Raw genomic sequence first — 13326 nt, forward strand, 5'->3', positions numbered from 1 at the left:
ACCGCCCCTCGGGGCGGTCTCCGCGACGGCCGAAACCTGGTATGGACCTGACAAGCCTGTCCGGTTAGCGTGGCGTCGGCGCTCACTGAGAGCGCTCTCAAGGATGGCTCGCCCCCCACACCAGGAGGTCCCGTGAAACGCACCACCCCCCTGCGCGCCGCCATCGCCGCCGCGCTCCTGACGGTCGGCCTGGGCGCCGCCCAGGCCGGCGCGGCCCCACTTCCGGAGCCCGCGGCGGCGCCGTCCGCCTCGGCCGGACTCCTCGACGCCATGGGCCGCGACCTCGGGCTCACCGCGGCCGAGGCGGAGGAGCGGCTGAGCGCCGAGAAGGCCGCCGTCGAGGTGGAGAAGGCCGCCCGCCGGAGCGCGGGCGCGGCCTACGGAGGTTCCTGGTTCGACGCGGCGACCGGGCGGCTCGTCGTGGCCGTGACCGACCGCGCCGAGGAGGCGGAGGTCCGCGCCCTGGGCGCCGACACCCGCCTGGTCCGGCACAGCGCGGCCGCGCTGGACCGCGCCAAGGCCCGCATGGACACGCTGGGCGCGCCCGCCGGGGTGGCCGGCTGGCACGTCGACCCGAAGAGCAACAGCGTCGTGGTCGACGTCGTCCGCTCCGAGCGCGGCACCCCGGCCGTGCGGTCCTTCGTGGACCGGGCCCGGGCGGGCGGGCCCGTGACCGTCGCCGAGGCGGCGCAGGCCCCCCGGACGTACGCGGCCGGCACGGTCGGCGGCGACCCGTACTACACCGGCAACGTCCGCTGCTCGATCGGCTTCTCCGTCTACGGGGGCTTCGTGACGGCCGGGCACTGCGGCCGGGCCGGCGCGGCGGTGCGCGGCTGGGACGGCTCCGCGATGGGCACCTTCCAGGGCTCGTCGTTCCCCGGTGACGACTACGCGTACGTCTCGATCCACAGCGGCTGGTGGACGGTGCCGGTCGTGCTCGGCTGGGGCACCATCCCCGACCAGCTCGTCCGCGGGTCGGCCGAGGCCCCGGTGGGCTCCTCGATCTGCCGTTCCGGCTCCACCACGCACTGGCGCTGCGGAACGGTCCTGGCCAAGAACGAGACGGTGAACTACAGCCAGGGCGCCGTCTACCAGATGACCAAGACCAGCGTCTGCGCCGAGGGCGGCGACTCCGGCGGCTCGTTCCTCAGCGGTGACCAGGCCCAGGGCGTCACCTCCGGCGGCTGGGGCAACTGCTCCTCCGGCGGCGAGACCTGGTTCCAGCCGATCAACGAGATCCTCGGCCGGTACGGCCTGCGGCTCCACACCGCCTGAGTCCGTGACGCCGAACGGGGCCTTCCGGGCACCAGCGCCCGGAAGGCCCCGCGGTACGGCTCCCCGTCCGGCCCGAACGGGCCGGACGGGGTTCGCGTCAGGGAGCCCAGGGCGCCTCGACCGACCAGCTGCTGTCGGCGCCGAGTGTCTGGGGACGGTCGAAGCCCCCGCTGCCCGCGCCCGAGGCGAGGTACACCGCGGACTCGAAGTGGCGCAGGTAGGAGCCGGGGATGTTCAGCGACTCGAAGGTGACGCCGGTCCCGCCGATGCCCGGGCGGGCACAGAAGGTGGCGTCCTGGCGGAAGAGCGCGGTGCCGTCGTCGGTCGCCGTGCGGACCCGGCTGTCGGCGTGACGCAGGTACCGGCCGGGGTAGTTCACCGACTCGAACGAGTAGCACGAGGAGTCGGCGAGTCCGCGGCGCAGTGTGAAGGTGGCGTCCTGCTTCAGCAGGGTGCCGCTGCCCGCGTTCACGACCTCGGTCCACGCGAGGCTGTCGGCGTGCCGCAGGTAGCGGTCGGTGTGCCCCCAGGTGGTGACGCGCAGCGAGCGCCGCGCGTCGGTGGGCAGGAGCACCGAGCTGCGCCACAGGGCGGGCTCGCCGGTGTTCCAGGTCGCGTCGGCGGCGAAGGAGGACGCCGTGTCCCAGGCGTTCGGGCCGCCGCTGCGGGCGAGGTACACGCCGTCGGCGTAGTGACGCAGATAGGAGCCGGGGAAGTTGAGCGACTCGTACGAGGTGCCTCCGGCCGCGAGTCCGGTGCGGGCGCACCAGGTGGCGTCGGCCGCGAACGGCCCGCCGGTGTCGCCGTCGAGGCGGACCCGGCCGCCCGAGTGGCGCAGGTAGCGGCCCGGGAGGTTCACCGACTCGAAGGAGTAGCAGCGGGGGTCGGCGAGTCCGGTGACGGTGCGGAAGGAGGCGTCCTGGCGGGCCCCGTCGGCGGAGGCCGCGGTCAGCACGTCGGTCCGGGCCAGGGAGTCGGCGTGGCGGAGGTAGCGGTCGGTGTAGCCGGGGGTGGTGACCCGGAAGGAGCGGACGTGACCCAGGCTGAGGCCCGGTGTGGCGTTGAGGTTGCGGGAGGCGGCGATGAGGGCGCCGTGGGCGGCCCGGAGCCGGGCGGTGTCGACCTTCTGGACCCTGCGGTCGTAGCTGAACAGGCCGTTGTACTCGCCCTCGACGTCGGTGATCTCGGTGTAGACGTACGCGGACAGGCCCTTGGTGAGCATCAGCTGCTGGGTGTCGCGGACCATGCCGGTGTAGCGGTCGTCGAGCTGTGCGGCGCTGGACACCTGCTCGTAGGCGAAGAACCGTCCGTCGGGGCTGTATTCGTGGCCGGGGGTGCGCAGGCCGATGCCGCCGAACTCGCCGAGCACGGAGACCCGGGTGGCGGAGGGCCTGGGCCCGTCGGGTCCCGTGTAGACGTGCCAGTCGATGATGTCACCGGTGCCCGGATCGCCCTTGGAGGCACAGCAGTTGTAGCCGCTGTGCGGGTTCATCAGCCGGCCGGGGTCGTAGTTCTCCAGGTCGGTGGTGATCCGTCGGGTGTCGTCGAGGTTCCACTCCCCCCAGCCCTCGTTGAAGGGGACGTAGGTGACGACGGCGGGCGAGAAGCGGTGTTCGTCGATGATCTCGCGGGCCTCGGTCTCGAACTCGGAGATCTGGGCCGGGGTCCGGTCGGCGTCGAAGGCGAGGGTCGAGGGGATGTCCTGCCACACCAGCAGTCCGAGCCGGTCGGCGTGGTAGTACCAGCGGGCGGGTTCGACCTTGATGTGCTTGCGCACCATGTTGAAGCCGAGGTCCTTGTGCTTCTGCAGGTCGGAGGCGAGGGCGGCGTCGGTGGGCGCGGTGTAGAGGCCGTCGGGCCAGAACCCCTGGTCGAGGGTGCCGATCTGGAAGACGAACTCGCCGTTCAGGGTGGGCCTCATGACGCCGTTGACCAGCTTCTTGCCGATCTCCCGCATGCCGAAGTAGCTGGTGACGGTGTCCACGGCGGCACCCGACGGGTTGCGCAGGGTGACCCGCAGGTCGTAGAGGAAGGGGTCGTCGGGCGACCATCGCCGGGCGTTCGGCACGGGGACCGAGAACTCGGTGAAGCCGCCGGTGGCCGTGCCGACGACCTGGGCGCCGTTGAGCGCCTCGGCCTGGACGCTGTGGCCGCTGACGTCGCCCCGGGTGAAGACCTTGACGCGGGCGGTGTTCGTCGCGAGGTCGGCCCGGATGTCGACCGAGTAGATCGACGAGGCGGGGGTGGGTTCCAGCCAGACGGTCTGCCAGATGCCCGAGGTGGGCGTGTAGAAGATGCCGCTGGGGTTGACGGTCTGCTTGCCGACGGGCTGCTTCTCTCCGCGGCCGTCGGTGGGGTCGTAGACGCGCACGATCAGTTCGTTGGCGCCCGCGCGCAGCTGCGGGGTGACGTCGACCTCGAAGCGGTCGTAGCCGCCGCGGTGGCCGGTGACGCGGGTTCCGTTGACCCAGACGGTGGCCTCGTAGTCGACGGCGCCGAAGTGGAGCTGGACCCGGCGGCCGGACCAGTTCTGGGGCACGGTGAAGGTGCGGCGGTAGAACATCAGGTCGCGGTTGTCGTTGCGCATGATCCCGGAGAGCGCGGACTCCACCGGGTACGGGACGAGGATGCGCTCGGGCAGGGTCTGACCGACCGGCGGCGCGGCGTTTCGGTCGACGTTGCCGGCACCGTCGACGGGCGGGTTGAGGAACTCCCACTCCCCGTTCAGGGACATCCAGTCGGGCCGCGTCATCTGGGGGCGCGGGTAGTCGGGCAGCGGGTTCGTGGTGGACACCTGGGAGGTCCACGGGGTGGTCAGGGGCGGCGTCTTCGGGACGACGGCGGAGGCGGCGGTGGTGCCGGTGAAGACAAGTCCTCCGGCCATCGCCAACAGGGCCGCCAGACAGGCGACGATGCGTCGCATCGAACTCCTCCTGGGCAGGACGGCGCCCGGACTCGCCGGCCCGCCGACCATCAGGATGGTCGAAGTCCGTTGAATCCGTGCGGAGTTGGCGAGCGGCTCACACAGCGGGCAAGTGCCCCGCTCCTCGGACGGGCCGAGGTGCCGGGGAACCTAACACGTAACAGTTCTCAACGGAATCCCCCGCGGAAAACCATGAAATCAAACAATTATCGCCGCATGGCACGGTCAGGTCCGTACCAGTATCTTGACATGCACATCTCAGCCCTCGATGCTGCCGACAGGGCTTACATCGTTGTACACGCGTCGAGCCGCTCACGGGAGTACCCATGCACGATGCACCCCGTCCAACGGACCCCCGACCGGCCGGGAGCGGCACCGGCGACCGGCCCGGACCCGATGCGGCCACGCCCTCGGCCGCCCGCGCCGCGGCGGGCCGGGCGGAGCCGGGCCCGAGGGCGCGCGCCAGGGCACCCTCCGGCCGGCCAGGGAGGCGATGCGGACCCCCCAACGCCCCCTTCCCCGAGGCCCCGACCCGCCCCCGCACTCCCTCAAGTCAGCCTTAAGCGAGCGTTAAGCCGCAGGTCACTCAGGAAAAGCGCAGGTCAGCGACGCGTAAGGAGTGACCGCTGACGTTGCCATGACAGTTACCCCTCCGTAATACTCACTGCCCGCGGACGACTTCGCGTCGCATTGAGAGCGCTCTCAGGCGACGCCTCGCGGGTTCGCCCCGCCCTGTCGCCCTCGTTCCCCGACCCCCACAGACAAGGGAGCACGCCCATGGCTGCTGCTCATCGCGCACGACGCTGGTCCTTCGGCGGCGTGGTGCTCGTCGTCACCGCCGCCCTCGTCGCGGCCGTCCTCATCTCGTTCAGCGGATCGGTCGCACCGCGGGCCGACGCCGCGGTCGCCGCGCAGACCTGGTCCGACGAATTCGACGGTGCGGCCGGCCGCGCACCCGACGGTGCCAAGTGGACTCTGGAGACCGGCGGTTCGGGCTACGGCAACCACGAGCTGCAGTACTACACCAACAGCACGTCCAACGCCGCGCTCGACGGCCAGGGCCACCTGGTCATCACGGCGAGGAAGAACACCGACGCCGGCCTCGGCTGCTGGTACGGGCAGTGTCAGTACACCTCGGCCCGGCTGAACACGGCCCGGACCTTCACCCAGGCGTACGGCCGCTTCGAGGCCCGCATCAAGATCCCGCGCGGCCAGGGCATCTGGCCCGCGTTCTGGATGCTCGGCAACGACCTCGGCACCGTGGGCTGGCCCAACAGCGGCGAGATCGACATCATGGAGAACATCGGCCGCGAGCCCAACACCGTGCACGGCACGGTGCACGGCCCCGGCTACTCGGGCGCGGGCGGCCTCGGCGCCGCGTACAGCCTGCCCGGCGGCCGCGCCTTCGCCGACGACTTCCACGTGTTCGCCGTCGACTGGAGCCCCACCGCGATCGTCTGGTCGGTGGACGGCACCACGTACAAGACGCTCACCCCGGCCGACACCGGCGGCAACAAGTGGGTCTTCGACCACCCGTTCTTCGTCATCCTCAACCTCGCGGTCGGCGGCGACTGGCCCGGCAGCCCCGACGGGTCCACGGCCTTCCCGCAGACGATGACCGTCGACTACGTCCGCGCCTCCTCCTCCGGCAGCGCGCCGGCCGCCCGCCCGATCCGCGGCATCGGCGGCATGTGCGTCGACGTGGCCGGTGCCTCCAGCGCCGACCGCACCCCCATCCAGCTCCACAACTGCACCGGGAACGCCGCCCAGCAGTGGACCGTCGGCAGCGACGGCACCGTCCGCGCCCTCGGCAAGTGCCTGGACGTGGCGGGCGGTTCCACGGCGGACGGCGCGGTCGTCCAGCTCTACACCTGCAACGGCACCAACGCCCAGAAGTGGACGTACACCGCCGCACACGACTTCACCAACGTCGGCGCCGGCAAGTGCCTGGACGCCAAGGGCAACTCCTCGGCCGACGGCACCCGGCTCCAGACCTGGACGTGCAACGGCGTGGCCGGCCAGAAGTGGACCCTCGGCTGACCGTCCCGACCCGGCGGACGGGCCCTCCCCTCCCGTCCGCCCCCTTCCCTCCCGGTCTCCCCGCATCCAATCGCTCCCCCACCCGACCTCACGCAGAACGGACCCCCACCGTGACGGCACGCCACCAGCGAACGATGTCCCGCAGAAAGATCCTCGCCGCGACCGCGGGCCTGGCCGTGGCGGTCCCCGCCGTGGCCAGCTGGCTCGAAGCCGGCGCCAGCGCGGCCACCACGCCCACGCTCCCCCTCGACCTGGTCAACACCACCGGCACCAACACGGTGTACGCCTACGTGCTGGGCCGCGACCCGGCCGCGGGCGGCAACTGGGCCTTCATCCAGGCCAACGGCTCCACCCTGTACCACCCGCCGGCCCCGGCCAACGACCAGACCCCGCTCGGCGCCGACTGCGCCATCGCGCTCAACGCGTCCGGCGCCGGGGCACGGAGGGTGACGCTGCCGCGCCTCTACAGCGGCCGCATCTACTTCTCCGTCGGCGCGAAGCTCACCTTCCTGATGAACCGCGGCGGCGGACTGGCCCTGCCGTCGGTGAGCAACCCCACCGACCCCAACGTGAACGTCCACCACGACTTCTGCGAATTCACCTTCAACGCCGATCAGTTGTACGCGAACATCACGTTCGTCGACATGGTCTCGCTGCCGATCGCCTTCCAGCTGGAGACCGGTCAGGGCACCCAGACGGTGCGCGGGCTGCCCTCCGACGGCCTGTCACGGGTCGCCTCGGCCCTGCGCGCCCAGTCCGCCGCCGACGGCAGCGACTGGAGCAGGCTCATCGTCACCAAGGGCGGGGGCGACCTGCGGGTCCTCAGCCCCAACCTGGCGATCCGCGGCAACAACGCGCTGTTCCGGGGGTACTTCGACAGCTACGTCGACGAGGTGTGGAACAAGTACCGCTCGACCGACCTCCGCATCGACACCCAGTTCACGTGGGGCACGCTCACCGGCCGGGTCAACGGCGACACCCTCACGTTCCCCGGGGCCGGCAGCTTCGCCAAACCGTCGACCCTGTCGATCTTCTCGTGCAGCGACGCGCCCTTCACCACGGGCAACGACCTGATGGGCAACCTCAGCGCACGGCTCGCCGCCGCGTTCAACCGCACCACCCTGCTGGACAACGCACACCAGCCCACCGCCGAGAACCCGGCCGCCTTCTACACCCGGCCCCGCACCAACCACTACGCCCGCATCCTGCACAACACCACCCCCGACCGCCTCGGATACGCCTTCCCGTACGACGACGTTCACCCGGCCGGTGTCGACTTCGAGGGCAAGGTGCAGTCCGGCAGCCCCGGCCGCTGGACCATCACCGTCGGCGGCGTGGCCGGCGGGGGCGGCACACCGAGCCCGACGCCGACCGCCACCGCCACGGGCGGCGGGGTCAGCGCCTTCGCCACCCTCCAGGCCGAGGCGTTCAACGCCCAGTCCGGAGCGCAGATCGAGCCGTGCTCCGACAGCGGAGGCGGCTCCGACGTCGGCCACCTGTCGAACGGCGACTGGCTCCGCTTCTCCTCCGTCGCCTTCGGCACCACCGGCGCCACCCGGTTCAGCGCCCGCGTGGCGTCCGGCGCCGCCGCCGGCGTCAGCGGCCTCGTCCAGGTCCGCCTCGGCAGCCCCACGGCCACCCCGGTCGGCAGCTTCGCCGTCGCCAACACCGGCGGCTGGCAGGCCTGGCGAACCGTGCCCGCCGACATCGGCCGCACCACGGGCACCCATGACGTCTACCTGACCTTCGACAGCGGCCAGCCCGCCGACTTCGTCAACGTCAACTGGTTCACCTTCGCCTGACGTCCCCTGTGCCGGGGTCCGCGTCCGCGCGGGCCCCGGCCTCGTCGTGACCGGCGGGGTGCGGGGCCCGCTCCCCGCCCCTTCAGTCCCCCTCCCTCAGGACGCCCCTCCGGCGGATCGCCCGGCCGGTGCGGCCACCGGGACGCGGGGGCACGCCCGCATGTGCAGGTCGCGGAGTTCGAGCGTGACGGCGGCGGCGAGGCGGCCGCGATGCTCGGTGAGGTGCTCCAGCCGCCACCGGGACGCGATGGTCGCGAGGGCGAGGGTGGTCTCGACCATGCTGAAGGAGTCGCCGACGCACTTGCGGGCGCCCGCGGCGAACGGGAGGAAGGCGTGGCGCGGCGGCCGGGGATGCGGTGAGGCCCAGCGGTCGGGGACGAACGCCTCGGGGTCGGGATACAGATCGGCGCGGTGGTGGATGAGATAGGGGCTGTACGCCACGCTGGTCCCGGTCGGCAGGCGGTACCCGCCGAGTTCGGTGTCCGTGGTGACCTTCCGCGTGAAGAACCAGCCCGGAGGGCGGAGCCGGAGGGTCTCGGTGACGACGCGTTCGGTCAGCGGCAGGCGCGGCAGGTCGGCGTGGGTCGCCGGCGCCCCGCCCAGGACGGCGTCGACCTCGGCGTGCAGTCGGCGCTCGACGTCGGGATGGCGTGCCAGGAGGTCCACGGCGGAGGACAGCGCGGCGGCGGTGCTCTCGATCCCGGCGAGGACGAAGGAGACGATCGTGTCGCTGATCTCGGCGCCGGTCATGCCGGGGCGGTCGTCCCCGGGATCGCGGGCCGCGACCAGGGCCGAGAGCAGGTCGCCGTGGTCGGCCCCGTCGGCGCGGCGCCGGCCGACGAGCCGCTCGACGGTGGCGTGGAGGCGGGCCCGGGCGGCCAGGTGGGCGCGGTTGCCGGGGGTGGGCAGGCGGTCCAGCGGCGGGACCAGGAACATGCGCCGGTAGAGGCTCCCGACCACGGTGGTGACGTCGTCGACGAGCCGGCCGTGCTCGGCCGGGGACAGCGCGTCGGAGAACAGGGTGGCGGTGATGATCCGCGAGCTGGTGTTCATCATCTCGGCGGGCACGTCGAGGATCCGGCCGGCGCTCCAGGCGTCGGTCGTCTCCTGGACGCAGGCGGTCATGACGCGCGCGTAGTCCGGGAGCCGGGCCGCGTGGAAGGCCGGCTGGGACAGCCGCCGGAGCCGTCGGTGCGCCTGGTGCGGGCAGGAGACCACGCCGTCGCCGATCACCTCGCGCAGACGGTCGTAGAGCGGACCGCCCTTGTCGAAGACGCGGTCGTCCAGCAGGGCACGGCGGGTCAGTTCCGGATCGCAGATGACGACGATGCCGGCGGGGCCGAGCCGGACGCGGACCAGATCGCCGTGGGCGGGCAGCGAGTTCAGGAACGCCAGGGGGTCCCGCAGCAGCGGCACGACGTGCCCGAGCAGGGGCAGCGCCCGGGGAGCGGCGGGGATCGATCGGAAGTCCTTCATGACGCGGTGCGGCTCCTCTGGGTGGTCCCGGCACGGGGAGGGGCGGGACCCGCCGGGTCGGTGGGCGGTGTTCAGAGCAGCCTGGTGGGGGGACAGCGGCCGGTGCGGAACGCCGCAGCTCAGGGGCGGTCACCCGGGTCGCCGTCGGGTTGACGCCCGGCGGCGCGGCCGGCTGCGGGAAGGGGACGCACCTGCGGAGGTGCCTCGGCCGTACGTCCCGGTGGTGTACCGCCGTTACTCCCCCGGGAGCAGTCCGGGCCGTGCGCGCTGCTCGCGATGACGACGCTGCTGCCCACCCTGCTCGGGGCCTCCGGTTTCGTCGTCGAGGACATCCGCCCGGCCGAACTCCTCGTCGCCATCCGCACCGTGGCCGCGGGCGACGCCCTCTTCTCCCCCCTCACCGTCAAGACTCACGTCAGCCGCATCATGGGTCGCCTCTCCGTCCGCGACCGTGCTCCACTCGTCATCGTCGCCTACGAGTCGGGCCTGGTGGCACCGGGGCGCCAGCCGGCCCGGCGGCGGGTCAGCGCGGGGGGTCGAGGAGGTGGGCGCCGTTGTTGCGGACGTTGTTGACGGCGGCGGAGACGGGGCGGACGGTGAGGAGACCGTCGGCGGGGCTGGTGAGCAGGGCGCGGAGGTCGTCGGTGTCCTGGTGGTGGGGGTCGAGCCAGGTGTCGTAATGGTCGGGGGTGAGGGCGAGGGGCATGCGGGGGTGGACGCGGCCCGCGGCGTCGGTGGCCTCGGTGGTGATGATCGTGCAGGTGGTCAGCCAGGCCTCGGGGTCGTCGTCGGCGGCGACGTCGGGATTGCGCCAGTACTCGTAGAGGCCGGCCATGGCCATCACCTGGCCGTCGGAGGGGGTGATGAAGTACGGCTGCTTGCGGACCTTGCCCGTCGCCTCGTCCTTGAGCGGTTCCCACTCGTAGAAGCCGTCGGCCGGCAGCAGGCAGCGGCGTCTGGCGAAGGCGCGCCGGTAGGCGGGCTTCTCGTGGACGGTCTCCACCCGGGCGTTGATCATCCGGGAGCCGATCTTCGGGTCCTTGGCCCAGGAGGGGACGAGTCCCCACTTCACCGCCCGGAGCCGGCGGGTGACCTCCCCGCCTTCGCCGTGGCCGGCGCGTTCGAGGATCGCGTAGACCTCGTCGGTCGGGGCGACGTTCCAGCTGGGCGCCAGGGCCTCCTCGGGGCGCCATTCGGTCACCTGGAAGAGCTGGGTGAGGTCCTCGGGACTGCGAGTGGATGTGTAGCGGCCGCACATGGGGCCACTGTGTCACGCCGTCCGGCGCCGGGGGTGGGGAAACGGCGATCGTCCCGACGCCGGGGGCCGGTTCCGCCGGGGCCGGCCGGGTGGGCCGGCCCCGGCGGAGGGGGTCACCCGGTGTGGGTGGACAGGGTGACGCCGCTGAAGTCCTGGGCGGCGGCGAGGCTGAAGTAGACCCATCCGGAGGGCGGGTTGTCGATCGTCAGGGTCTCGCCGTTGCCGCTGGAGGTGGACTTGGCGAGGTGGCTGCCGGTGGTGGCCCAGCTGCCGCCGCCGTAGTAGAGGTCGGCGTCGCCCGTGCCGCCGCTGCTGGTGAGGCTCAGCCGGCGGACCCCGGCGGGCAGGTACACGAAGTGGTAGCTGTAGTTGCCTGCGGCGGCCGTGAGGTGGTCGCGGCGGCAGTCGCCGTCGAACTGGCGGGGGTCGGCGAGGGTGCAGAGCGGGCTGGTCGGGGCGGCGGGGGCCTCGGGGAGCGGACCGCAGTCGTCCGTCGCGCAGGTGGTGGTCAGCCAGGTCGCGAACCCGGCGTCGTAGCGTGTGCCGATCGTCTGCTTGAGGAAGACGCGGGCGCCGTTCCAGTCGCCGCTGCGGTACCGGCCGAGGACGGTCTGCACGTCGGCGGGGTGGGCCTGGAGCATGTAGCGGACCGCGAGGAAGCCCCAGCGGTAGACCCGGCCGGAACTGACCTCGGGGTCCTCGTCCTGGCCGTAGACGGTGTCGAAGAGCTCGCTCAGCCTGTAGGTCTGCCTGCCGGCCTCGGCGATCGCGTCGGCGTTGCGCTCGTCGCGGTAGCCGAAGGAGATGTTCTCGGCGATGCCCTCGACCCACCAGATGGTCGGCGTCGTCATGCCGGCCTCGAAGTCGCCGTACATGTCGAAGCGGCCGTCGAGGTAGTGGGTGTACTCGTGGTTGAGGTTCCAGATCTGGAAGTCGGGGCGCAGCCAGTGGGCCTCGTGGGCGATGAAGCGGGCCTGGTTGCCGGGGGCCGCCGGGTTGCCCTCCTCGTACATGCCGCCGTTGTCGACGTCGATGTCGTAGATGGCCCAGGCGTACAGGGCGTACTGGGTGTAGTCGTCGAAGACGACGACCTCGAGGTCGGTGTTCACGTCACCGGGGATGGCGCCCTGGTCGCCGATGATCCGGTGGAAGTAGGCGTCCTGGTTCACGAGGCTGGTGCAGGTGCCGGCCAGCTGGCCGGGGGACATGTCCTGGGCGCGGATCCTCAGCGCGGGCGTGCAGGTGTGCTGGAGGGGCAGGATCGCCGGGAGGACGCGGCCGCCCAGGTCGCAGATGGCGTAGGCGGCGCAGTTGCCGCGGTCGTACTGGCGCGTGTACCAGCCGAGGTTCATGGTGAGCGGCGCGGTGGGGCCGACGTTGGGGTAGCGGTTGATCAGGTCCTTCAGGAGCGGGCGGACGCGGTCCTTGAGCTCGGGGACGTCGAGGGCGTAGCCGAGGTAGCGGCCGACGTTGCTGACGGTGTCGAGGCGGTTGAGCTGTGCTCCGTTGCGGGTGACGAAGCCGGCCCAGGTGTCGAGCAGGGCGGGGTCGGCCTTGAGGGCGGCGCGCCAGCCGCGGGCGTCGTTCTTGGCCTTGAAGCCGTTCTCGACGACCCATTCGACGTGCTGCATCGCGAGGTTCATGCGGGCGGGCCAGGTGGCGTCGTAGCCGGCGAGCATCCACTTGACGACGCCGGCGTACCGGCCGGCGGTGTGGGTGCTGTCGATGAGCGTGACGACCTCGTTGAGGATCTCGCCGTTGGCGTCGGTGACGTCCTTGCTGCGCGGCGCGGCGAAGAAGGCGTCCAGGGCGCCGCGGGCCGCGCCGTCCAGCGTCGTGCCGTAGTCGCCGACGACGTCCGCGTGGTTGTCCTGCACGTAGTAGCCGGCGCGCAGGAACAGCACCAGCTGACCGGTCGCGGCCCGGTTGTCGCCGGGGTAGGTCGTGGAGGCGTCGCGCAACGCGTCGGCGACGGTGACCATCTGGGCTTCGCGGAAGGTCTTGCGGGCGTTCTCGCCGGTCAGGCCGAAGAGGGGGTAGGTGCAGTCGATCCGGGGCAGCGCCTTGAGTTCCCGGACCAGCGCGGCGCCCGTCGCGTCCATGACGCGGGACAGGTCGCCGCAGTCGTCGGCGGCGGCCGAGGAGCGGTTCCTGGCCGTGGCGGTCGGGGTGGCGGTCGGCGCGGGCGGGACGGTCTCCTCGGTGCCGTCCTGCGAGGAGAGGTGGAAACGGGGGTTGCTGTTCGTCGCGTCGGGCGACTTGGGGACGGGGCGAGAGCGGGGCGCCGGGTCAGCCATCGTCCGTACGGTCGCGCCGGTCGGGGCCGTGGCGCCGGCGGAGGCGGCCTGACTCTGCGGCGCGAGCAGGCCGAGCGTGATCAGGACCGCGGCGCCGAGCGCCGGAAGTCTGCGCGCGTGGTCCTTCGATATCCGGAAGGGGTGCATCTGTGGGGGCCTCCGGGGCCGTTGTGGCCGCGTGCTGGGACACGAGGCAGTTGATGTGTGACGTGTAAAATTTCACATGTCGCACTTCACTGGAAGCCTTCGGACCGG

At 72.2% G+C, this 13326-nt stretch carries 7 protein-coding genes and 2 pseudogenes; 4 read left to right on the forward strand and 5 right to left on the reverse strand.

The features are described from left to right. The first annotated feature begins 132 nt into the window (after positions 1 to 132). Positions 133 to 1275 (forward strand): S1 family peptidase, encoded by a 1143-nt coding sequence (locus tag ACZ60W_RS22180; protein WP_469757066.1) that lies wholly within the window; start codon positions 133 to 135, stop codon positions 1273 to 1275. A 97-nt stretch (positions 1276 to 1372) separates the two neighbouring features. Here ACZ60W_RS22180 and ACZ60W_RS22185 read toward each other — a convergent pair whose 3' ends face one another. Together ACZ60W_RS22185 and ACZ60W_RS22190 are read right to left on the reverse strand one after the other, a co-directional pair. After that, the gene (locus tag ACZ60W_RS22185) at positions 1373 to 1849 is read right to left on the reverse strand and encodes an AbfB domain-containing protein (RefSeq protein WP_469757119.1); all 477 of its coding nucleotides are present in this window, start codon (positions 1847 to 1849) and stop codon (positions 1373 to 1375) included. Positions 1850 to 1867: 18 nt separating this feature from the next. Then, positions 1868 to 4198, reverse strand: a pseudogene (locus ACZ60W_RS22190) (AbfB domain-containing protein); the annotation flags it as partial. A 777-nt stretch (positions 4199 to 4975) separates the two neighbouring features. On the opposite strand from ACZ60W_RS22190, the gene ACZ60W_RS22195 reads away from it, so the two are divergent. Together ACZ60W_RS22195 and ACZ60W_RS22200 are read left to right on the forward strand one after the other, a co-directional pair. Continuing rightward, on the forward strand, positions 4976 to 6238 hold the full coding sequence (locus tag ACZ60W_RS22195; protein ID WP_469757067.1) for a family 16 glycosylhydrolase: 1263 nt from the start codon (positions 4976 to 4978) through the stop codon (positions 6236 to 6238). 134 nt (positions 6239 to 6372) lie between these two features. Beyond that, a complete protein-coding gene (locus ACZ60W_RS22200) occupies positions 6373 to 8040 on the forward strand; it encodes a glycoside hydrolase family 64 protein (protein WP_469757068.1) in 1668 nt (555 codons plus the stop codon). Positions 8041 to 8136: 96 nt separating this feature from the next. Here the strand turns inward: ACZ60W_RS22200 and ACZ60W_RS22205 are convergent, their stop codons facing one another. After that, positions 8137 to 9516 carry a cytochrome P450 gene (locus tag ACZ60W_RS22205; protein ID WP_469757069.1) on the reverse strand — a complete coding sequence of 460 codons (1380 nt, stop codon included), beginning with the start codon at positions 9514 to 9516 and terminating at the stop codon, positions 8137 to 8139. Positions 9517 to 9819: 303 nt separating this feature from the next. Here ACZ60W_RS22205 and ACZ60W_RS22210 point away from each other — a divergent pair. Next, positions 9820 to 10089, forward strand: a pseudogene (locus tag ACZ60W_RS22210) (helix-turn-helix domain-containing protein); the annotation flags it as partial. Here ACZ60W_RS22210 and ACZ60W_RS22215 read toward each other — a convergent pair. Beyond that, a complete protein-coding gene (locus ACZ60W_RS22215; RefSeq protein WP_469757070.1) occupies positions 10040 to 10774 on the reverse strand; it encodes an SOS response-associated peptidase in 735 nt (244 codons plus the stop codon). The pseudogene ACZ60W_RS22210 and the gene ACZ60W_RS22215 sit on opposite strands and share 50 nt — an antisense overlap. A 113-nt stretch (positions 10775 to 10887) precedes the next feature. Beyond that, on the reverse strand, positions 10888 to 13218 hold the full coding sequence (locus ACZ60W_RS22220; RefSeq protein WP_469757071.1) for a M9 family metallopeptidase: 2331 nt from the start codon (positions 13216 to 13218) through the stop codon (positions 10888 to 10890). Between the last annotated feature and the right edge of the window lie 108 nt (positions 13219 to 13326).

This window comes from Streptomyces sp. NPDC104202 (assembly GCF_055584185.1).

What these genes read in the sequence shown, in the direction of transcription:
- ACZ60W_RS22220 (WP_469757071.1), bottom strand. Translation starts at nt 13,218, where the DNA reads ATGCACCCCTTCCGGATATCGAAGGACCACGCGCGCAGACTTCCGGCG.
- ACZ60W_RS22195 (WP_469757067.1), top strand. Translation starts at nt 4,976, where the DNA reads ATGGCTGCTGCTCATCGCGCACGACGCTGGTCCTTCGGCGGCGTGGTG.
- ACZ60W_RS22200 (WP_469757068.1), top strand. Translation starts at nt 6,373, where the DNA reads ATGTCCCGCAGAAAGATCCTCGCCGCGACCGCGGGCCTGGCCGTGGCG.
- ACZ60W_RS22205 (WP_469757069.1), bottom strand. Translation starts at nt 9,516, where the DNA reads ATGAAGGACTTCCGATCGATCCCCGCCGCTCCCCGGGCGCTGCCCCTG.
- ACZ60W_RS22215 (WP_469757070.1), bottom strand. Translation starts at nt 10,774, where the DNA reads ATGTGCGGCCGCTACACATCCACTCGCAGTCCCGAGGACCTCACCCAG.